The organism is Nonomuraea fuscirosea (assembly GCF_003001935.1).
In the GTDB taxonomy this organism is placed as follows: Bacteria; Actinomycetota; Actinomycetes; order Streptosporangiales; family Streptosporangiaceae; genus Nonomuraea; species Nonomuraea fuscirosea.
This window is the reverse complement of the sequence record NZ_PVNG01000003.1, coordinates 569,881-590,773: the sequence shown is the minus strand read 5'-3', so window position 1 is coordinate 590,773 and position 20,893 is coordinate 569,881. Positions and strand designations below refer to the sequence as shown.

Here is a 20,893-nt window from a genome sequence, read left to right as displayed (position 1 = left end):
GCACCGCCGAACCGGCGCTCAGGCCGCGCACCACGGAACCGGCGCTCGGGGAGCTCCGATGACGCTGACCTCCGGCTACGAACGCTGCCGGCGGCTGCACGCCCGCTACGGCCGCTCCTACTACCTGGCCACCCGGCTGCTGCCCAGCTGGAAACGCCGCCACGTGCACGCCTTGTACGGTTTCGCCCGCTACGCCGACGAGATCGTCGACTCCTTCACCATGACCGGCGACCGGACCCGCGCGCTCGACCGCCTGTGGGCCGGGGTCGAGGCCGGGCTGTCGGGAGCCGAGGTCCGGGATCCGGTGCTGCCGGCGTTCCTGCACACCGTGCGCTCGTTCGGCGTCGACCGCGACGACGTGCGCTCGTTCCTGACCTCGATGCGCGCCGACCTGTCGGTCACCCGGTACGCCACGTACGACGACCTGCTCGGCTACATGGCCGGCTCCGCCGCCGCCATCGGCACGATGATGCTGCCGCTGCTGGAGCCGGTGCCCGGGTGCGAGGAACGGGCCCGCGAGCCCGCCCGGCAGCTCGGCCTGGCCTTCCAGCTCACCAACTTCCTGCGCGACGTGGCCGAGGACTACGCGAGGGGCCGGATCTACCTGCCGCTGGAGGACCTGGCCAAGTTCGGCGTCGAGCCGGAGCACCTGGGGGCGCGGCGTACCAGCCGGGCCCTGCGGGACCTGCTCGCCTTCGAGGCCGACCGCGCCCACGCCCACTACCGCGCCGCCGCCGAGGGCGTCGAGCTGCTCGTCGCCTCCTCGCGGCCGTGCGTGAGCGCCGCCCTTCAGCTGTACGGCGGCATCCTCACCGAGGTCGAGCGCCGCGGCTTCGAGGTCCTGGCCGCCCGGGTACGACTACCGCACCACCGCAGAGCCGCCGTCTTCACCCGCCACCTATTGGCCGCCACCGCAGCGGGCCGGGCCGAGCGCCGCGTCCGGGTGGAACTCCCGTGAGTGCCGCCTGGGGTTCGGCCGGGAGGTCTGCCGGGCCTGTGGTGCTGGACGCGATGGGTGGCGACCACGGGCCGGCCGAGGCGGTGGCGGGGGCGGTCGAGGCGCGGCGGGCGCACGGGGTGCCGGTCATCCTGGTCGGCGCGGAGGCGCAGCTGAGCAGGGAGCTGTGGCGGCACGGCGCGGAGAGCGAGATCGCCGTGGTGCACGCCCTGCACGCCGTGCCGATGTCCGAACGGGGCGCCGCCGCGGCCGCCCTGGCCGGCTCCAGTCTCGCGGTGGGCTGTGACCTGGTACGCCAGGGCGTGGGCGGCTCGTTCGTGTCCGCCGGGTCCACCGGGGCGGTGGTCACCTGCGCCGTACGCGGCCTCGGCCGGGCCGCCGGCGTGCTGCGGCCCGCGCTGGCCGTGGCGCTGCCGTCGCTGCGGGGCGGCGCGACGGTGCTGGTGGACGCGGGGGCGACGGCCGATCCCAGCTCCGCCATGATGGCGCAGTTCGCACAGCTGGGGGCCGGGTACGCGCGTTCCGTGCTCGGCCGGGCGGACCCGGCCGTGGGGCTGCTGTCCATCGGGTCGGAGCCGGGCAAGGGCAACCGGCTCACCTGCCAGGCCGAGGAACTGCTGGCCGCCCTGCCGCTGCGCTTCGCGGGCAACGTCGAGGGGCACGACGTGCTGTCCGGCCGGGTGGACGTGATCGTCACCGACGGCTTCACCGGCAACGTGGTGCTCAAGAACGTCGAGGGATGCGTGCGTACGGTGCTCGCGATGGTCGCCCGCGAGGGCGTCGCCGCGCCCGAGCAACTCGCCGGAGTGGCCCGCCGCTACGACCCGGAGACCCACGGCGGCGCGGCCCTGCTCGGGCTACGCGGCACGGTCGTCGTCGCCCACGGCTCATCCCGCGCGGCCACCATCGCCAGGGCCTGCGTGGTGGCCCACACCCTCTCCGGAGCAGCACCCGACATCAAGGCACCGGCCCCATGACCACCCGCTCAGCACGAGGGGCCGGGGCCGCCGTGCCGGTCACGTGGGGAGTCGGTGCCGTGGTGCGGCGGTGGCGTGCGCAGGGGGTCGGTGCCGTTCCAGGTGCCTTCGCTGGCGTACGGGACGAAGCGAGCGAACAGCTCTTCGGCGTACCAGTCGTGGGAGCGTACGCGCTCGACGACCCGCTGGTGCGCCGCACCCCGGTAGGCGAAGCCGCGCATCGCGTCCTGGTCGCGCCACAACGAGAACGTGGCCTGCCGGGCCAGCGGCCACTCCCCCATCCCGATCGAGGCCAGACACCCGTCCTGCCGCCGCAGCGACTCGTCCACAGGCGGCACCGACCGATAGAACGCGACCAGCCGCCGCACCCGGATCGACGCTCTGGTGAGCACCGCCACCGGCCCGCCCCGTGCACCCACCACACCGCCGCCCGAGCCCACCTGGGCACCACGCGAGTCACCGGACGGGCCCGCCGGAGGGCCGGGCGGGTCGGCGAAGGGGTTTCGGCCGGTCCAGGTGCCGCGCGAGGACAGCGGAGCCAGTCGTACCTGCCAGGTCTCCGACGCCTCGGCGCGCCAGCGGGCCGCGATCGGCGACGAGCGCAGGAACGCCTCCAGGTCGCCGGCCGAGCGCCAGACCGCGAACAGCGCCCAGCGGCGCAGGTCGGCCCCGAGCGACATCGAGCGTCCCCTCCCCGTGCCGAGCAGCCGCCAGAACAGCAGCCCCCCGCAGTCACGCAGCAGCGGCCGGTCGAAGGCCATGTGGCGCATCGCGCTCGCGGTGTCGTACCGGACGAGGTGGAACGACGCGATGGTTGAGGCGGGAGTCGGGGCGGCGCTTGAGTGGGCGGTGGCGGTCATCGCCGGCTACCTGCTCGGGTCGGTGCCGGTCGCGGTGCTGGTGGGCCGCGTCCACGGCGTCGATCCTCGGGACGTCGGAGATCGCAACCCCGGGTACTGGAACGTCAAGGAGCGACTCGGCCGGCGGGCGGCGGTGCCGGTGTTCGCCGGCGACATGCTCAAGGGCACGCTGGCCGCCCTGCTGGCGTTGCTGGTCAGCGGCGCGCACACCTCCGCGTCCGGCACGGTCTCGGGTGCGAGCGCGGCGCCGGTGTACCTGGCGGTGGCGGCGGCGATGGCCGGGCACGCCTGGCCGGTGTTCGCCGGGTTCAGGGGCGGGCGGTCGGTGCTCACGTTCGCCGGCGGGATCGCCGTCATCTGCCCGCCCGCGTTCGGCCTGGCGGTGGCGGCGCTGGTGGTGACGGCACTGGCGACGCGCTCGTTCGCGGTGGGGGCCCGGGTGGCGGTGTTCGCCATCCCCGTGCTGCAGTGGCCGTTCGCCCCAGCGGGACTGGTCGCGGCCACCGGCGGCCTGATGTGCCTCATCGGGCTACGCTTCGTCCTGGCCACCCGCCGCCACTGACCGCTACGTCCGCACGATCCCCAGGCGACTGGACGGGCTCAGATCGCGGGTACGTACGGTCTCCGGTTGACCCCACAAGACCGGAACGCGGGTCCCTACGATCCCCAAGCGACCCGACAGGGCCGGATCGGGGGTACGTGCGGCCGCGCCAGGTTCGTGCGGGGCGGAGGGTGGCATGGGTCAGGCGGGCGGCGACCGCGGGGTCGAGGAGCGGTGACAGCAGCAGTTCGGCCCCCGGCCCCCGGTAGCTGCCGCGCAGCGCGCCGGCCACCAGTAGACGCACGGCCAGCAGCGCCAGGTCCAGCCCCGACGGCCGCCCGGACGCCAGCCGCAGCACCGGCAGGGCCCCCGTCAGCCAGATCACGGCCAGGTCGCCCGCCTGCCGCCCAGGATCGGTCACGTCGCCCAGTGACAGTGAGCGGCCCCACTCGCGCCACAGTTCGCCCGCCGAGTCGTGCATGTCGACCTGCAGCAGGTCCGCCGCGTCCAGGAAGCCCACCTTCCAGCCCCGCCCGGCCAGGTGGCGGGCCAGCGCGACGTCATCGGTCATCCGGTCACGTACCCGTGCGAACCCGTCCGCCTCCGACATCCGCGCCCGCCGAAAGGCCAGGCACTGGCCGTTCGCGATCGTGCGGTGCGGCGGGGGCGCGGTCGGCGGGCCGATCGGGCCGAACCGGTAGACCAGGCCGGCCAGCATGGAGGCGTGCAGCGCCCGTTCGAAGCGGCCGTCGCAGCGGAAGCGGGGACCGGCGCTCACCAGGTCGTACTGGGCCAGGGCCCGCGTCAGCGCACCGAACAGGCCGGGCCCGGGTCGGGTGTCGGCGTCGAGTGTGACCACCACCTCGCCGCGCGCGGCCGCCACGCCCTGGCGCAGGGCCCACTGCTTGCCGATCCATCCGGGCGGCAGCGGTGCCGACGTGACGACCTTGGCTCCGAGCCGCGCCGCCACATCCGCCGTACCGTCGCTGGAGCCGTCGTCGACCACGATCACCTCGCTGACCCCGGGGTCGGCCAGCACGGCCCGCAGGCACGGCCCGATCCTGGCGGCCTCGTCGCGAGCCGGGATCACCACGGACACCTCATCGCCGGTCGGCGGGCACGCCCGGAGCGGCGGCAGCCTCCGTCGCCCGCGCGCCAGCCGCGCGACCACGACAACGCCGGCCACGGCCTGAGCCACACTGAGCACCCTCACCGGCCACCCCGCTCGACGTCCGATGGCGGCGAGGCTGCCACGACGTCGGAAACGCCACGCGAAGACGGCAAATCCGGCGCGGCGTCGCCCGAACTCCGCGCGGAAGGCCGGCGCGGCGCAGTGTCGCCCGAACCTCGTGACGAGGTCCGGTCAGAAGCGGTGGGTGGGAAGTCGTGGGCGATGAGGCGCGCGACGATGCGGGCGCCCAGGACCACCATCGGCAGGCCGCCGCCCGGGTGGGCCGAGCCGCCCACCACGTACAGCCCGCGTCTAGGCCCCCTGTTTCCTGGGCGCAGGAACGACGAGAGCCTGCCCCGGTAGGCGCTGCCGTAGATTGCGCCGCCCCAGGCGCCGTAGCGGTCGCGCAGGTCGGCGGGGGTGAGGACGTCCACGAAGCGCAGCCGTCCCGACAGGTCGTGCCCGCGCTCGGCCAGCCGTTCCAGGACCAGATCCCGGTACGCGGCCACCCCCATCGGCCACCGCACCGGGTCGCGGGCCGGCACGTTGACCAGCATCGTCCAGTTCTCGGCCCCTTCGGGCGCCTGTGTGGCGTCGTCCACGGCCGAGCAGCCGAGGTAGATCGTCGGGTCGGCGGGCGGCCGCCGGTGCTCGAAGAGGTCGGCGAACTCGCGCTCGTAGTCGCCGGAGAACAGCACGGAATGGTGCGCCAGGCCGGGCGTCCTGCCCTCGACCCCGGCCATCAGCAGGAACGCCGACGACGAGGGGCCGAGCCGGGCGATCCGGCGCAGCCGCCGCCGGTCGGGCAGAAGGTGCCCGTACAGGGCGGCGGCGTCGGTGTTGGCCACCACGACGTCGCAGGGCACGGCGCGCCCGCCCGCCGGCCGGACGCCGGTGACGCGGGAGCCGTCGCAGATGACGGCGGCGATCGGGGTGGACAGATGGAGCCGCACGCCGGCCGCCTTCAACAGCAGCGTCAGGTCCTCGGCCAGCCGCGGCAGGCCGCCCGGCGCGTACCAGACGCCCTGCCCGTGCTCCAGGGCCGGGACGCAGCCGAGCGCGGCCGGCGCCCGGTACGGGTCGGAGCCGGCGTAGGTGGCGTAGCGGCCGACGTACTGGCGCAGGCGCGGGTCGCGGAAGAAGCGGCGGGCCAGCCCGTCGAGGGTACGGGCGGGCGCCACAGCGAGCAGGTCCGAGAGCCGGGCCTGACCGGGCGGGCCGAGCAGGGGGCCGGCGAAGGCGGTCCGGCCGGCCGCGCGCAGGCAGCCGCGGGCCCAGTCGTGGAAGGCGTGCCAGGCGGCGCCCTCGCCGGGGGCCAGCCGGTCCACCGCGGCGGCCATCTCGGCCGGGTCGCGCCGGGCGTCCAGCTCCGTGCCGTCGGCGAACCGGTAGCGGCACAGCGGCGCGGGTTCGATCAGCTCGCGGCGCAGCCCCAGCTCCCTGAACAGCTCGGGCATGGTCAGCAGCGAGGGGCCGAGCGAGAAGGTGAAGCCGTCGCGGTGGTGCTCGGCCAGCTTCCCGCCCAGCCGCGGCGAGCGTTCGTACAGCCGCACGTCGTGGCCCTGTCTGGCCAGCAGCAGCGCGCTCGTCATGCCGCCGACGCCGCCGCCGATCACCGTCACCGCTGCCACAACCGCCTCCAGGCGGGCGCGGCGAACGCGCCCATCGTGATGCCTCCGGCGGCGGCGACCAGCGGATCGGGCGGCTGGAACACCGCCAGGAAGCCGATCGTCTCCATGACCGCCATGACCGTGTAGAGGGCGGGCAGCCCGTATCCCGGCTCACGGTCGCCGGCGAAGCGCTGCACGACCAGCATGACCAGCGCCGACACCAGCAGCCAGCCCGCGTAGTTGCTCAGCGGCACGCCTCGGTACGGCCCGTCTTCCGCCCACGTCCACAGCCCCATCCGCACCATCTGCGGATCGAGGAACAGGTCCCACGCGGTCAGCGCGCCCGCGCCCACGGCGATCCGCCGCCAGCCGGGTACGGGCACGACGGCGGCGGCCACCGCGTACGCGGCCAGCCCCATGCCGCCCCACGCCACCGCCACCGCCACCGGCACCCCGCCTGCCTGCGGCCACAGGACGTCGCCGTAGGCGTAGTCGCCGAACGGGAACCCGGTCAGCACCCCGGCGACCTCGGCCGCGTACCCGGTCAGGACCGCGCCGCCGAACGCGCCCGCCGCCCTGGCCGGCCCCCAGACGGCGGCGGCGAAGGCGAGCGCGCAGGCCGCGAGCAGCGCCACGATCGCCCCGGTGAAGCGTTCGGGCCTCGCGTCCAGCCCCGACACCATCTGGCAGGCCGTCATGGCCAGCAGGAACGCCACGCCGAGCACGCGCACCGGCCCGGCGTCCACGGACCTGACCTGTTCACTCGCCTGTTCCAACGCCACCCCCGGTTTCCGCCGCGGTGAAGGGTTCCCGGTGACGTCCCAAGCGAGCCCCACGGCCGTCCGCGCATCAGGGCAAGATTCCGCGCCTCCAACCGGCGTCCGTGCGGGTGACTTCCGTGCGGGAGGCGTCCATCGGGGTGACGTCGATGAACGTGGCGTCCGTCAGGAGCGGTCGCGGCCGACGCGGCGCAAGGAGCGATCCGCGACCGTGACCGTGAGCAGCAGCGCCGAGACGACCAGCAGGAGCAGCGCGAGGTCGTGCAGCCCGCCGGTGGTCGCGCCGTGCCGGTAGAAGGCGGCGTTGGCGGCCGAGGCGAGCAGCGCGCCGAGGTAGGCGAAGGTACGCAGCAGCCCGGCCGACGACCCCATGCGCGCCGGGTCCGCCTGGGCGTAGAGGGCGTTCTGGTTGGCCAGGCCGATCAGGCCCTGCGGGATGCCGACGGCGGTGGCGATGGCCACCGGGACCCAGACGGGGATGGACACGTCGAGCAGCAGCAGACCGGCGCAGCCCGCGACCTGGATCACGGCGCCGACCAGGAGCTTGCCGCGCACCTGGGGCCGCCGCCCGACCAGGACCGTGGCCACGATGGCCGCTCCCGACATGGGCAGCAGGATCAGCCCCGCCTGCGACGGGCTCAGCGACCGGCTCTCCTCCAGCCACTGGGTGAAGCCGTACAGGAAGGCGTAGATGGTGGTGAAGGCGAGCAGCTGGCGCGCGTACGTGGCCAGCAGCGGCGCGTTGCCGCGCAGGACCCGCAGGTCGATGAACGGCTGCGTCCGCCGCAGCTCCCACCACGCGAAGCCCGCGCCGGTCACGAGGGCGACGGCGGGCAGGTAGGCGTGGTCGAGGCCCGGCTCCATCAGGAACAGCATGAACGCGACGATCGTGCCGGCGAACAACCCGATGCCCACGACGTCGATCCGCTGCCCGGGCGCGAGGCGCAGGTCGGCGCGTCGCGGCAGCCGCAGCCCGCCCAGGACCAGGCAGGCGGCCGACAGCGGGACGTTGATGGTGAAGATCAGGTGCCAGCCGCCGAGGCCGATCAGCAGGCCGCCGAGCGTCGGGCCGATCACCGCGATGACCTGGTTGGAGACGGACAGGGCGGCCAGGATGCCGCTCGGGTTGCGCAGGCCGGTGCGCTCGGCCTCGCTGCGCAGCAGGTACATCGACGCCGGATAGGCCGCCGACGTGCCGATGCCGAGCAGCACCCGGGAGGCGATCAGCAGGCCGAGACCGGGGGCGAACACGGCCATCAGCCCCGCGAGGCCCACCAGCGCGGTGCCGGTCAGGTAGAGCGGGCGCGGCCCGTACGCGTCGACGAGCCGGCCGATGACCGGCTGCGCGACCGCCGTGGCCAGGTAGAGGGCGGTCACCAGCCACGCCGTCTCGGACGGCGGCGCCCCGAACGCGGCCCCGATGGGGATCAGCGCCACCGCCAGCATGGAGGAGTTGACCGGGTTGAGGATGGAGCCGAGGATCATGGGCGCGACCAGCTTGCGGTCGAACCCGCCCGCATCGGGCGGCCGCCCGCGCCGCATCCGTCCGGCGACGCGCCCGATGCCCTGACGGATCGTCACGAGTGCGCGACCTCGTCGAGCAGCGCCATCGCGGTGATCACCGCGCGCAACTGCTCCTCGTCCCCCCGCTCGTGCAGCGTCCTGGCCAACCACGCCTCGCGCGCCTGACGGTCGCCCTGCCGCCGGGTACGCCCCGCCTCGGTCAGCGTGACCAGCAGACGGCGCCCGTCCTCCGGATCGGGATGCCGCTCGACCAGCCCCGCCTGCTCCAGCGCGGCCACGATCTTCGCCATCGACTGCGGCCTGACCCGCTCGGCGGCGGCCAGTTCGCTGGCCGAGGCCGGGCCCTGCTTGCTGAGCCGGGCCAGCACCGACGCCTGCGCGGGCGAGCTGCCGCCCTCCCCCTCCAGCGCCTGGAGCCTGCGGCGCAGCCGGCTGAAGACCACCCACACCTCGGCCGCGGCGTGCGCGGCCTGCTCGGAGACCTGCTGCACCTCGTTCACACGTCCACGCTAGAACGACAGCCTGGACTGCACAACCTGAACTGAACAGCCTTGGCTGTCTATCCCGTCACGTTAAGACGGTGATCACGACCTTGCCCCTGGTGTTGCCGCGGACGGCGGGGGTCGCGCTGGCACTCGGGGAGCCCGCTCCGGACGCCGCCGAGGAGCCGGAGGAGGAGGGAGCGCCGCCGCTCGGGGTTCGGCTCGCGGGCGCAGATAGCCGCGTGGACGGCCACCGAATGATCATGAGCCCGGCTGCTCACGTGGTGGTGTCCGCGGCAGCAGCAGCGCCGCCCCGCACATCACCGCGGCCGCCGCGTACAGCGCCGACCTGGTGTCCGCCCACGTCGCCACGAGGCCGCCGAGCAGGATGAACAGTGGCTGCGTGACCGTCGTCGCGAACGACCACAGCGCCGCCACCCTCGCCATCAGCTCGTCGGGCGTCTGCCGCTGCCGGTAGCTCGTCATGGTGGAGTTGGCGGCGCCGGCGAACAGCAGCACCAGGCCGAACCCGAAGCCGCACATCAGCAGCCCGGGAACGCCGGGCACGGCGGCCGGGATGAGGAAGTACCAGGGCCCGCGGACCATGCTCGCCCACCACAGAGTCCGCACGTCACCCAGCCTGGCCACCAGCCGGGGCGCGGCCCGTGCGCCGACGAAGCCGCCCAGCGACGGCACGCCCATGATCAGCCCGTACTGCCAGGGCTCGAACCCCAGGTCGCGCAGGTAGAAGACGGCCGACACCGACGCCCCCATCGAGCTGGCCCCGGCGAAGGTCACCCAGCTGACCAGCATCGGCCGCAGCGCCGGATGCCGCCAGGCGAACCGCCACCCCGCGAACAGCTCCTCCCGCCGCGACGCGCGCCGCTCCCGTACCGGCGGGGCCGGCTCCGGCGTGCGCAGGGTCCTGATCGCCTGCGCGCTGACCAGGAACGACAGCGCGTCGATCACCAGCGACCCGGCCGCGCCGAACAGCCCGATGAGCGCGCCGCCCGCGGACGGACCCGCCGAGACGCTGAGCCAGCGGGTCGACTCCAGCCGGCTGTTGGCCGCGACCAGGCCCGGCCCCGACACCAGCGCCTTGAGATGCGCCTGCGAGGCGGCGGAGAACGCGATCTGGCACGAGGCGTTCACGACCGCGATCACGCACAGCTGGGCGAACGTCAGCACGTGCAGAAGCGCCGCGACCGGAACGCTCCCGATCGCGGCGAACCTGACCGCGTCCGTCACGATCATGATCGGCCGCTTGCGCCTGAACTCGACGTAGGCGCCGAGCGGGAAGGCCAGCAGCGCGGTCGTGACGGCGGTGAACGCGGCCAGCAGCGCCACCTCGAACGCCGACGCCCCGACGACGGTGACGGCCACCACGGGCAGCGCCACCATGCCGACCGCCGACCCGAGCTGGCTGACCGCCGTCCCCGCCCAGAGGCGCCGGAAGTCCCGATCGGACGCCGGGCGGGGGGAGGACATCCCGCCTATTCTGCCGCAATCCCACAACAAGACGATCAGCCGAACAAGGGACCGACCTAAGCTGACCTCAACCGGCCACCAGCCGATCAGCTGTCGGCCGATCAGCTGTCGGCCGATCAGCCGTCGGCGGGACGATCAGCCGGCTGGGGCGGCGCAGATCTCGGCGAAGCGGCGGGTGTCGATGTTGCCGCCGGAGACGATGATCCCGACCCGGCGCGGCAGGTTCCCGGCCCGCCCCGCCAGCAGCGCGGCCAGCGGGGTGGCGCCGCTGGGCTCCATGACGATCTTCATGCGTTCGAACGCCATCCGCATGGCCGCGCGGATGTCGTCCTCGCTCACGAGGGCGACGTCGTCGACCAGGTGCCGGTTGATCGAGAACGTCAGCTCGCCGGGGATCTCGCTGGCCTGGCCGTCGGCGATCGTCCGCGGGATGGGGATGGACACCCGCCGGCCCGCGCTGAGCGACCGCTTGGTGTCGTCGCCGGCCTCAGGCTCCACGCCGATCACCCGGATCCGGGGCAGCAGGCCCTTGGCCGCCGTGGCGCTGCCCGCGATCAGGCCGCCGCCGCCGATCGGCACGAGCAGCGCGTCCAGGTCGCCGACCTCCTCGATCAGCTCCAGGGTCGCGGTGCCCTGGCCAGCGATGACGTGCGGATGCTCGTACGGGGGGATCAGGGCCAGTCCGCGCTCGGCGGCCAGCGCCTCGCCGATGGCGACCCGGTCGCCGCTGTAGCGGTCGTAGGTGACGATCTCCGCGCCGTAACCGACGGCGGCCTCCCTCTTGGACCGCGGGGCGTCCTCGGGCATGACGATCACCGCCGTGCTCCCCAGCTCACGCGCGGCCAGGGCGACGGCCTGGGCGTGGTTGCCGGACGAGTACGTGGCCACGCCCCGCTCCAGCTGGGCCGGGGTCAGGCGGGAGACGGCGTTGTAGGCTCCGCGGAACTTGAACGCCCCGATGCGCTGCAGGTTCTCGCACTTGAGAAAGACCTCGGCTCCCACCAGGGCGTCGAGCGTACGCGAGCGCAGGACGGGGGTCCGGTGGGCGACGCCCTTGATCCGGGCGGCGGCGTCGTGAACGTCACCGAGGGTGACCGGCAGCGCGTTCGGCATGTTCTGTGTACCTCCCAGTTGACCACCGAAGACCTACCTATATCACCACCATTTTCCCCATCGACGAAGAAACCCGGGTAACCGGGTAGCGCCCGCTCTTCATCTATCGGCGGAATCGCGAGCCGGGCATGCTTACCGCAACGCCTTTTGCACCTTCTGCCCCCCGAACAGCGTCCTGAGCGGGACGGTCTCCGCTCTGCGACCTTCACCACATCTCCAACATTCTCGCGAAATACAACAAGAAAGCCACCCTGATCACCGACCGAATATGCGTTCGGCAACCCGGCCGAAGAGGGATAGCGTTATTTCCATCCTTCCGCCCGTCGAAATCGGGAGTCAGCGTGATGATGAGCGAGGAAAAAGCGAAGAATGTCGGTCCGTCCCGGATCGAGATGACCTACGAACGCTTCGGCGACCCCCAAGCGCCGCCGATCCTGCTGATCATGGGCGCCGGGGGCCAGCTCGTCCACTGGCACGAAGGCTTCTGCGCCGAACTCGCGGGCCTCGGCCACCACGTCATCCGCTTCGACAACCGCGACGCCGGCCTGTCCACCCACTTCCACGACGCGCCGCCGCCCGACCTGCCGGCCGCGCTGGCCGGTGACCTGTCCTCGGCCTCCTACACGCTGTCCGACCTGGCGGCCGACACCGTCGGCCTGCTCGACGCGCTGGGGCTGGACAGCGCCCATCTCGTCGGCGCCTCACTGGGCGGGATGATCGCCCAGACGGTGGCCGTCGAGCATCCCGCCCGCATCCGTTCCCTGACGTCGATCATGTCCACCACGGGCGCGCCCGGAGTGGGCGGCCCCAGGCCGGAGGCGCTGGCCGCGCTGGCGGGGCCGGCGCCTGCGGGGCGCGCGGCCGTCATCGAGCGCTGGGTCGCGGCCTTCCGCGTCATCGGCTCGCCCGGCTTCCCCGCCGACGAGGCCGAGCTGCGCGAGCGCGCCGGGATGGCGTACGACCGGTCCCACGATCCCGTCGGGACGCTCCGCCAGGCCGTGGCGGTCCTCGCGTCGGGCGATCGCACCGCCGGGCTCCGTACGGTCGGCGTGCCGACGCTGGTGCTGCACGGCGCCGACGACGCGATGTGCGACGTCAGCGGCGGCGAGGCGACCGCGGCGGCGATCCCCGGGGCGGAGCTGGTGATCATCGACGGCATGGGGCACAACCTGCCCAGGCAGCTGTGGTCCGACATCGCCGCCCGCATCGCCCGTCTCGTCCACCGCGCCGAAACCCGCTGACCGGTTGCCCGGGGAAATGCCCCCCGAGCAAACCGCTGACCGGTGGCCGGGGAAATGCCCGCCGAGCAAAGCGCCGTCCCGCAGCAAGACCGCGCTCTGCTCGGCGGGGATCGTGGTGACCCGCGGCACGGGCCTGCCCAACTGATCCGTCCTCGGCGGTCGGTCGGCTCTGTGCCGGAGATCGGCCTGTCGCGCAGGCCCTCGTGCTGCGCCACAGGCCGCCGGCACGGCTTCCTGTCCGACCTCCTGCCAAAGGATGCTGCACTCGTAGAGAGCGGGCGTATAGGGAGAAATACCGGTTCGCCGCAAACTTTCCATCGAATTCCGGCGGGCACTGTTCAGGCCCCGTTCGTGACGCGGCGGAGCACGTACTCGATCGGCCCGTATCGGTGCGAACGCAGCCACATCGCGCTCAGCCAGAGCAGCAGGGTGTAGATCAGCGCGGCCACGCCCATCACGGCGAGCGGCGACAGGGTGCCCGCCAGGCCGAGCCCGTACCCGGTGAAGATCAGGCACGCCAGCAGCGACTGGCCCACGTAGTTGGAGGCCGCCACCCGGCCGGCGGGGGCGAGCACGCGCCCGGCGGCGGGGAAGCGCCTGATCACCCGCAGCAGCGTCGCGACGTAGGCGGCGGCCAGCAGGATCGAGGTGACGGTGTTGAGCGCCGTGCCGGCCAGCTCCCACGGGCCCGCCTCGCCGGACGTCCACGCGAGCAGGATCCCGCCGGGCAGGCCGATCCCGAACCCGATCCACTGGATCCCGGGCAGCAGCCGCTCCCACCGCTCGGTGTCCTCCAGCAGCCTGCGCTTGCCCGCCGCCAGCCCGAACAGGAACATGGCCAGCGCCGTCGGCCCCTGGCCCAGCCAGACCAGCACCGCGATGGGCGGATAGAGCTCCAGTTGCAGGGTCAGGAAGTCCAGCGGCCCGCCGGTGGCCAGGCTCAGCGCCCTGGCCGCCTGCGCCGGGTCGGCCGCCGGGGTCTGGCCGGCCGCCGGGTCGAGGGTGGACAGCCACGCCAGCGCCCCCAGCAGCAGGGTGATCACGCCGACGATGACGGAGCCGGTGACCACGGCGGTCCTCGGCCTGAGGTCGCGCATGGCGAGCAGGGCCAGGCCGAGCACGGCGTACAGGGTCAGGATGTCGCCGATCCACAGCAGGATCCCGTGCAGCGCCCCGATCACGAACAGTCCCAGGCACCTGCGCAGGGTCCTGGCCTTCACGCTCGCGCCCGCCCGTTCCGCCGCGCGCATCTGCAGCGTGAACGAGTAGCCGAACAGGAACGAGAAGACGATGTAGAACTTCGTCAGCACGAGAGCCGTGATGACCCAGGCGACGGGGCCTTCCGTGATGGGCATGCTGCCGTCCGCCATGGCATAGCCGGGATCGGCGAAGAAGCCGATGTTCGCGACCAGGATGCCGGCCAGGGCGAACCCCCGCACGGCGTCCACCTCGTGGACACGGGTGGCGGGAGGCGTGCGTAGTTCCGTCATGGGCCGAAGCTACGATCGGCGCTCACGCCGCGACATCAGACCTTGGTCTCCGCCGAGCCGACCAAAGCATCCCCGTCGGCACGCTGACCTAGTATGACAATTGGTGGGGTACTTGAGGCAGAAGGTAATGGCCTGCCCCACAATGGGGGGATGGCATACCCTCCGCAGCCACCCCAACCCCAGCCGCACCAGCCAGAACCCTGGGGCGACGCACAGGGCCAGGCTGCGCCGCAAGGGTACGACCCACCCCAGAACCCGGCCGCGCAGCACCCGCCTTACAGCACCCCGCAACCACCGTCCTGGGGTCCGCCACAACACCCGTCCTACTCCTCCCAGCAGGACCCGCAGGGATGGCCACCCTCTCCTCCACCCGGCAACGGCCCGCCCCAGCCCACCTACGGCCCACCGCCAGGTCAGCCCACCGGCCCCGGCCACGCTCCCCAACCGAGTCAGCCCACGCCCCCGGGACCCGGCTGGGGCCCACCACCGAGCCGGCCCACCACCCCCCAACCCAGCTGGGACCCACAGCCGGGCCAGACGGCCGCCAACCAACACGGTTACGGCATCCCCCAACCCGGTTACGGTCAAATGCCGACTCAGGCCGCCGCCACCCAGCCGGCCTACGCACCGTTGCCGGATCAGACGGCGCTGGCTCACCAGGGCTACGGCAGCCCGCCGTACAACGGGCGACCGGGCGGTGGGCCGTACGCCGGGCAGCCGGGCGGTGGGCAGTTCCCGCAGCAGGGCTATGCGCCTGGGCCGGCCAGGAAGAGCAACGGCGCCCTGATCATCGGGCTGGCCGTCGGCGTGGCCGTGCTCCTTCTCGGCGGCGGCGCCGTGGGTGCGTACCTCTACCTGAACGCGCCCGGCCCCACCACCACCGTCGCCCTGCCCAGCGAGGCCCCCACCACGTCCCCGCCGTCGCAGAGCCCCGAGTCGTCGGACCCGCCCGCGACCACGAGCCCCGACCCCACCTCCGAGTCCCCCACCCCCTCGGCCACGCCCAGCGGCTCCCCGACCAGCACCGCGTCCGCCTCGAAGCAGGTGCAGCCCGGCTCGCCGCTCACCCACAGCGAGTTCAAGGACTGGAACTTCGCCCTGGGCGGCGTCAAGTTCCGGGCCGACAAGGTCGGCGGCTGGACGTACCCGTCGTGCACCCCGGTGGACGGCGAGGGCAGCGTACTGACAAAGAACAAGTGCGAGAGCGCCGTCCAGCTCGCCTACTCCGCCTACAGCGGCCACATCAAGGCGGTGCAGCTCCTGATGTCCTTCCCGAGCGAACAGTCCGCCAAGACCGCCGCCTCCCGCCTGGCCAAGCTCTCGTCGAACGCGGTCAGGTGGCGTCAGGACGAGACCCTCGCCAAGTACTCGTACGGCAAGATCCTCTCGGGGTCGTCCAAGAACTACGTGGTCGTCACGATCGTGACCGCCGACAGATCAGCCCGCTCCCTGGCCCCGAACTTCCACGCCTACCTTCAGACCGACCAGGCGAGCTACTTCCTCCTGCGCGACAAAACAATCACCAGCTGAGCACAGGCCGCAGTCGCCTCCTGGCGGGACGCCGATAACGTCGGTCACATGGTCGCCCACCACCGTGCCCGGATCGACGAGCGCGCTCCCGTGCCGAACCCGACGGAGCCGCCCCGATGAGCAGGCCGAGAATCACGCTGGTCGACACCACCCCGGCCGCGACCGGGCGCGCCATGCCTGTGCGACGAGCAGCCATCCCCGTCACCGCCCGCCGCCAGCACCACCCGAAGGGGGATCGATGATCGGCGCCATCGCCGACGACTTCACCGGCGCCACAGACGTCGCCGTGGCCCTGCGCCGTCACGGCCTCCGCACCGTCCTCTACTTCGGCCTCCCGCCGGACGACCTCGCCCCGTCCAAGCACGGCGCTGACCCGTCCCAGAGCGACACCGACACACCCGAGCACGACACCGACAGGCCCGCGCGGGGCACCGACACGCCCGGGTACGACGCCGTGGTGATCGCGCTGAAGACCCGGACGATCCCCAAGGCCGACGCGGTGGCCCGCTCGCTCGCCGCCCTGGACTGGCTGCGTACGCACGTCAACCTGGACCAGGTCTACTTCAAGTACTGCTCCACCTTCGACTCCACCCCCGACGGCAACATCGGCCCGGTCCTCGACGCGCTGGCCGACGCCATGGACGTGCCGGTCGTGGCGATGACCCCGAGCTCCCCCGAGCACGGCCGCACGCAGTACAACGGCTACCTGTTCGTCGGCGACGTGCTGCTCGGCGAGTCCCCCATGCGCCATCACCCGCTCACCCCCATGACCGACTCCTACCTGCCACGCGTACTGGAAGCCCAGAGCGAGTACCGGGCGGGCGTCGTGACACTCCCCCAGGTCCGTGGGCAGGCCATCGAGGCGCGGCTGTCCGAGTTGCGAGCGGACGGCGTCCGTTACGCCCTCGTGGACGCCCTGGACGACAGCGACCTGACGACGGCGGGCCGGGCACTGTCCGGAGCCCCGCTGGTCGCAGGCGCGGCCGGCCTGGCAGCCGGCCTGGCAAAAGGCCGAGCGGAAGGTCGTGCGGAAGGTCGTGCGGAAGGTCGTGCGGAAGGTCGTGCGGGAGATTCGGCCGAAGGTCCGGCGGTAGGCCAGGCGGAAAGTCCGACCGCGAGCAGGGCGCGCGCCGACCACGGTGAGGCGCCCGTTCCCGCCTCCGGCGAGCCCGCCGCGGTGCTGGCCGGAAGCTGCTCGGCCCGTACGCTCCAGCAGATCGCCGCCATGATCGAAGCGGGCCGGCCGGCCTACCGCCTCGACGCCCTGGCCGACCAGGACCCGGGCTCCCTCGCGGACGGCGCACTCGCCTGGTACGACACCCTCGGCAAGGACACGGAGGCACCCCTGATCTACTCTTCCCTGGAGCTGGCCGCCCTGCGCCACGTACAGCGACGGCTCGGAACCGACCGCTCGGCCGCGATCCTGGAGGCGGCCATCGGCCGGGTCGCCCGGGGGCTGGTCGAGCGGGGTGTCACCCGCGTCGTGTCGGCCGGCGGCGAGACGTCGGGCGCCGTCGTGAGCACGCTCGGCGTGCCGGGCGGCGAGATCGGCGCGGAGGCGGCACGCGGGGTGCCGTGGATCTTCACCCCCTCTGGCCTCACGCTACTGCTCAAGTCCGGCAATTTCGGCGAGCCGGACCTACTGCTGGAGGCCACACGATGAGCCGAGCGACGAACCGAGACGAGCAGCGCGCGGAGATCATCGCCGCCGCGCGATCGCTGTTCCAGCGCGGCCTGACCCACGGCAGCACGGGCAATCTCTCCGTACGCGTCGGCGAGCACCTCCTGGTCACCCCGACCGGATCAAGCCTCGGCACCGTCGAAGCGGACGAGCTGTCGCTGATCGACGCGGCCGGAGCCCACGTGAGCGGACCCCGGCCGTCGAAGGAGGCGTTCCTGCACGCCGCCATGCTGCGGGCCAGGCCCGAGGCGAACGCCGTCGTGCACACCCACTCCACGTACGCCGCCGCCGTCTCCTGCCTGGACGGCCTCGACCCGGAGGACGCGCTGCCCCCGCTGACCGCCTACTTCGCGATGCGCGTGGGCCGGCTGCCGTTGCTGCCGTACTTCGCGCCCGGCGACCAGGTGTTGGAGCCGGCCGCCGAGGAGGCGGCGCGCACGCACGCGGCCCTGCTGCTGAGCAACCACGGCCCCATCGTCGCCGGGACGAGCCTGGGCGCGGCGCTCGACGCGATCGAGGAACTGGAGGAGACGGCCAAGCTCTTCCTGCTGCTGCGCGGCCTGCCCACGCGCCCGCTCACGCCCGAGCAGGTGCGGGCACTGGCGCGACACGGTAAGTGAAGAACGGTTGCGTGGTAAGGAAAACCATCCGGTCGCCGCGATGAATTGCTGATCGTTACTCTGTCTTCATATTCGCCCGTCCCCGGTCGAATTCGGAGACCTTCATGGTTGTTCTCCTCACCGAGGCGATCCGTTGATCCCCCGGCTGACATTTCCGCGTCCTTTACTCCGGCGGCGTCGGCTCTGGCGTCCCTTCGACAACGTGTTCATCTGCGGCTCTCTCGGCGTGGCCGGTCTGCTCTGTCTCGCCGAGGCGGCGGGCCGGCTCGGGTTCGTCTCCACCGTGCAGTTCCCGCTGGCCTCGACCGTGCTGCGCACCGCCGCCGGGCTGGCGGCCGATCCCGAGTTCCTGCTGGACGTGGGCCTGACCTTCGCCGGATGGGCGCTGGGGCTGCTGCTCACGGTCGCGCTCGCCGTACCGGCCGGGCTGCTGCTCGGCAGCGTGCCGGCGATCGAGCGGGCGCTGCGGCCGCTGATCGAGTTCCTGCGGCCCATCCCGTCGGTGGCGCTGATCCCGCTGGCGGCGTTCGTGTTCACCGAGCGGCTGGACATGAAGGTCGCCATCATCGTGTACGCCTCCACGTGGCCGATCCTGATCAACACCATGTACGGCCTCAAAGAGGTCGACCCCCTGGCCAAGGAGACCCTGCGGGCCTTCGGCTTCGGCCACCTGGCGGTGCTGCTGCGGGTCTCGCTGCCGAGCACGGCGCCGTTCATCGCGACCGGGATCCGGGTGGCCGCCACGATCGCGCTCATCCTGGCCATCAGCACGGAGTTGCTCGCGGGCGGCTCCGACGGGATCGGCGCGTTCATCATCCTGGCCGGCAGCAGCCCCGACGGCCTCACGCTCACCGTGGCCGCCACGGTCTGGGCCGGCCTGCTCGGCATCGCCACCAACGGCGCCTTCGTCTGGGCGGAACGCCGCCTCTTCCACTGGCACCCGGGAACCCGCCGATGACCGCCCCCCAGCGCGCAGGGAAACGATCTCCAGCGGGACGGCTGGCCGGTCTTTGGGTCGTACCGGTGGTGCTGCTGGGGTGGGAGTTCGCCACCAGAGCGATGGAGCATCCCTTCTTCCCGCCGCCGTCCGCGATCGCCGTCCGGATGCGCGAGCTCTGGTTCACCGGCCCCCCGTCCCACCTCTGGCTGAACGACACCGCCCTGGCCAACTTCCCGCAGAGCCTGGGCCGGTTGCTGGCGGGCTGGGCGCTGGCCGGGATCGCCGGGGTGGCCCTCGGCGTGGCGCTGGGCCGCTCGCCGCTCCTCTACCGCTTCCTCGACCCGGTCATCCAGTTCGGCCGGGCGCTGCCGCCGCCCGCGTTGCTGCCCATGTTCCTGGCCCTGTTCTCGGTGGGCACGCGCATGCAGGTCGCCACGATCACGTTCGGGATCGTGTGGCCGGTGCTGTTCAACGCGGCCGACGGGGCGCGCTCCGTCGAGCCGACGCACCTGGACACGGCCCGGGTGTTCGGGTTCAGCCGGGGCCAGCGGCTGCTGCGGATCGTCCTGCCGTCCGCCGCGCCGAAGATCTTCGCCGGGCTGCGGCTGAGCCTCTCGCTGGCGCTGATCCTCATGGTCATCGCGGAGTTCTTCAGCACCGAGGGCATCGGCTTCCAGTTACGCGCGGCGCAGCGGGCGTTCGACCTGCCGGGCGTGTGGGGGGCGATCGCGCTGCTCGGCATCCTCGGTTATCTGCTGAACCAGGGGTTCCTGCTCATGGAGAGCCGGTTGCTCGCCTGGCATGCCGCGGCGAAAAGCCGATGAACATTCCAGCGAACGCGGTTAAGCTCGATGATCGCCTTTACCGGACGCATTTCTTCTCAGGAGCGTTCATGTCAGGTTTCCGGCGCGCCACCGTCCTCGGACTTCTCGCATTACTGATCACCGCCTGCGGCGGCGGAGGTGATTCGGGCCGACAAGCCAATGGTTTGGAAAAGGCCGAAATCAGGATCGGCATGTTGCCGCTGCCCGAGGTCGCCCCCATCCAGATCGCCATCGACAAAGGCTATTTCGCCGCCGAAGGGCTCAAGGTCACCACCGAGCAGATCACGGGCGGCGCCGCCGCGATGCCCGACCTGGTCTCCGGCAAGCTCGACATCATGCACGGCAACTACGTCTCCGCCCTGCTCGCCGCCGCCAGCGGCACGGTCAAGCTCAAGATCGTCGGAGCCGCGTACGATGCCAAGCCCGGCAACTTCACGCTCATGACCAAGAAGGGCTCGCCGATCACCGGGTTGTCCCAGCTCAAGGGGCACACCATCGGCGTCAACACGCTGAACAACATCGCCACCCTCACCATGAGCGCCCTGCTCAAGCCCGCCGGGCTGGCACCGCAGGACGTCAAGTTCATCGAACGGCCCTTCCCCGAGATGGCCGGGGCGCTCGACAGCGGCCAGGTCGAGGTGGCGTTCCTGCCCGAGCCGTTCAGCCAGGCGGCGGCCGCACAGTCGGGGGCGGTCGAGCTGGCCGAGCCGTTCGCCGGGCCGATGGCCGACTTCCCGATCGCCGGCTATCTCACCACGGAGACCTTCGCCGCGCAGAACCCGAAGACCGTCGCGGCCTTCCAGCGGGCCCTGCGCAAGGGCGCCGAGCTGGCCCTGTCGAACCCGGCCGAGGTGGCTCCCGCCCTGGAGAAGTACACCAAGATCGACCGCGCCACCGCCGCCACGATGAAGCTCGGCGGCTTCGCCACCTCCGTCGATCCGGCGAAGGTGCAGCGGGTGGCGGACCTCATGCTCGAATTCGGCTACCTGAAGCAGAAGTTCGACGCCACCCCGCTCATCGCCGCAGCCCCCGGCTCCTGACCCCACCCCTTGATGATCACGGCT

20 protein-coding genes are annotated in these 20,893 nt (G+C 72.6%); 11 read left to right on the top strand and 9 right to left on the bottom strand.

What is annotated here, in order from left to right:
- The first annotated feature begins 58 nt into the window (after positions 1-58).
- Together B0I32_RS09705 and B0I32_RS09700 are read left to right on the top strand one after the other, a co-directional pair.
- Positions 59-958, top strand: coding sequence for a phytoene/squalene synthase family protein (locus tag B0I32_RS09705; RefSeq protein WP_106236863.1), 900 nt, complete (start codon positions 59-61; stop codon positions 956-958).
- Positions 959-996: 38 nt separating this feature from the next.
- The gene (locus B0I32_RS09700; protein WP_245955712.1) at positions 997-1,935 is read left to right on the top strand and encodes a phosphate acyltransferase; all 939 of its coding nucleotides are present in this window, start codon (positions 997-999) and stop codon (positions 1,933-1,935) included.
- 8 nt (positions 1,936-1,943) lie between these two features.
- Here the strand turns inward: B0I32_RS09700 and B0I32_RS09695 are convergent, their stop codons facing one another.
- Positions 1,944-2,795 (bottom strand): spheroidene monooxygenase, encoded by an 852-nt coding sequence (locus B0I32_RS09695; RefSeq protein WP_245955711.1) that lies wholly within the window; start codon positions 2,793-2,795, stop codon positions 1,944-1,946.
- Between B0I32_RS09695 and B0I32_RS09690 the strand changes: the two genes are divergently transcribed.
- On the top strand, positions 2,785-3,357 hold the full coding sequence (locus B0I32_RS09690; RefSeq protein ID WP_245955710.1) for a glycerol-3-phosphate acyltransferase: 573 nt from the start codon (positions 2,785-2,787) through the stop codon (positions 3,355-3,357). The two genes, B0I32_RS09695 and B0I32_RS09690, sit on opposite strands and share 11 nt — an antisense overlap.
- Here the strand turns inward: B0I32_RS09690 and B0I32_RS09685 are convergent.
- From B0I32_RS09685 to B0I32_RS09655, 7 genes are all read right to left on the bottom strand, one after another.
- The gene (locus B0I32_RS09685; RefSeq protein ID WP_245955709.1) at positions 3,317-4,534 is read right to left on the bottom strand and encodes a glycosyltransferase family 2 protein; all 1,218 of its coding nucleotides are present in this window, start codon (positions 4,532-4,534) and stop codon (positions 3,317-3,319) included. The genes B0I32_RS09690 and B0I32_RS09685 overlap by 41 nt on opposite strands.
- A gap of 11 nt (positions 4,535-4,545) precedes the next feature.
- Positions 4,546-6,138: a phytoene desaturase family protein gene (locus B0I32_RS09680; RefSeq protein ID WP_245955708.1), complete on the bottom strand. Its 1,593-nt coding sequence runs from the start codon at positions 6,136-6,138 to the stop codon at positions 4,546-4,548.
- Complete coding sequence (locus B0I32_RS09675) at positions 6,126-6,899, bottom strand: carotenoid biosynthesis protein (RefSeq protein ID WP_245955707.1); 774 nt, start codon at positions 6,897-6,899, stop codon at positions 6,126-6,128. Before B0I32_RS09675 ends, B0I32_RS09680 begins: the two co-directional genes overlap by 13 nt.
- A gap of 162 nt (positions 6,900-7,061) precedes the next feature.
- A complete protein-coding gene (locus B0I32_RS09670) occupies positions 7,062-8,477 on the bottom strand; it encodes an MFS transporter (protein ID WP_219911703.1) in 1,416 nt (471 codons plus the stop codon).
- Complete coding sequence (locus B0I32_RS09665; RefSeq protein ID WP_219911702.1) at positions 8,474-8,920, bottom strand: MarR family winged helix-turn-helix transcriptional regulator; 447 nt, start codon at positions 8,918-8,920, stop codon at positions 8,474-8,476. Before B0I32_RS09665 ends, B0I32_RS09670 begins: the two co-directional genes overlap by 4 nt.
- Before the next feature lie 243 nt (positions 8,921-9,163).
- Positions 9,164-10,390, bottom strand: a complete 1,227-nt coding sequence (locus tag B0I32_RS09660) for an MFS transporter (RefSeq protein WP_106236860.1) — start codon at positions 10,388-10,390, stop codon at positions 9,164-9,166.
- Between the two features lie 135 nt (positions 10,391-10,525).
- Positions 10,526-11,503 carry a threo-3-hydroxy-L-aspartate ammonia-lyase gene (locus B0I32_RS09655; protein WP_106236858.1) on the bottom strand — a complete coding sequence of 326 codons (978 nt, stop codon included), beginning with the start codon at positions 11,501-11,503 and terminating at the stop codon, positions 10,526-10,528.
- 392 nt (positions 11,504-11,895) lie between these two features.
- Between B0I32_RS09655 and B0I32_RS09650 the strand changes: the two genes are divergently transcribed.
- On the top strand, positions 11,896-12,744 hold the full coding sequence (locus B0I32_RS09650) for an alpha/beta fold hydrolase (RefSeq protein ID WP_245955706.1): 849 nt from the start codon (positions 11,896-11,898) through the stop codon (positions 12,742-12,744).
- A 338-nt stretch (positions 12,745-13,082) separates the two neighbouring features.
- Here the strand turns inward: B0I32_RS09650 and B0I32_RS09645 are convergent, their stop codons facing one another.
- A complete protein-coding gene (locus tag B0I32_RS09645; protein WP_106236857.1) occupies positions 13,083-14,234 on the bottom strand; it encodes a DUF418 domain-containing protein in 1,152 nt (383 codons plus the stop codon).
- Between the two features lie 588 nt (positions 14,235-14,822).
- Here B0I32_RS09645 and B0I32_RS09640 point away from each other — a divergent pair.
- The 7 genes from B0I32_RS09640 to B0I32_RS09615 all read left to right on the top strand — a co-directional run bounded on the left by B0I32_RS09640 (position 14,823) and on the right by B0I32_RS09615 (position 20,869).
- Entirely contained in the window at positions 14,823-15,764 is a 942-nt protein-coding gene (locus B0I32_RS09640; RefSeq protein ID WP_106236855.1) for a hypothetical protein, read from the top strand.
- A gap of 116 nt (positions 15,765-15,880) precedes the next feature.
- The gene (locus B0I32_RS60875; protein WP_281262582.1) at positions 15,881-16,006 is read left to right on the top strand and encodes a hypothetical protein; all 126 of its coding nucleotides are present in this window, start codon (positions 15,881-15,883) and stop codon (positions 16,004-16,006) included.
- Positions 16,003-17,427 carry a four-carbon acid sugar kinase family protein gene (locus tag B0I32_RS09635; RefSeq protein ID WP_106236854.1) on the top strand — a complete coding sequence of 475 codons (1,425 nt, stop codon included), beginning with the start codon at positions 16,003-16,005 and terminating at the stop codon, positions 17,425-17,427. Before B0I32_RS60875 ends, B0I32_RS09635 begins: the two co-directional genes overlap by 4 nt.
- Positions 17,424-18,065, top strand: a complete 642-nt coding sequence (gene otnC, locus B0I32_RS09630) for a 3-oxo-tetronate 4-phosphate decarboxylase (protein WP_106236852.1) — start codon at positions 17,424-17,426, stop codon at positions 18,063-18,065. The genes B0I32_RS09635 and otnC overlap by 4 nt, the downstream gene beginning before the upstream one ends.
- Before the next feature lie 202 nt (positions 18,066-18,267).
- Positions 18,268-19,023: an ABC transporter permease gene (locus B0I32_RS09625; protein ID WP_106236851.1), complete on the top strand. Its 756-nt coding sequence runs from the start codon at positions 18,268-18,270 to the stop codon at positions 19,021-19,023.
- Positions 19,024-19,088: 65 nt separating this feature from the next.
- Positions 19,089-19,829, top strand: a complete 741-nt coding sequence (locus tag B0I32_RS09620) for an ABC transporter permease (RefSeq protein ID WP_245955705.1) — start codon at positions 19,089-19,091, stop codon at positions 19,827-19,829.
- A gap of 164 nt (positions 19,830-19,993) precedes the next feature.
- Entirely contained in the window at positions 19,994-20,869 is an 876-nt protein-coding gene (locus B0I32_RS09615) for an ABC transporter substrate-binding protein (protein ID WP_181307193.1), read from the top strand.
- The last annotated feature ends 24 nt before the right edge of the window (positions 20,870-20,893 follow it).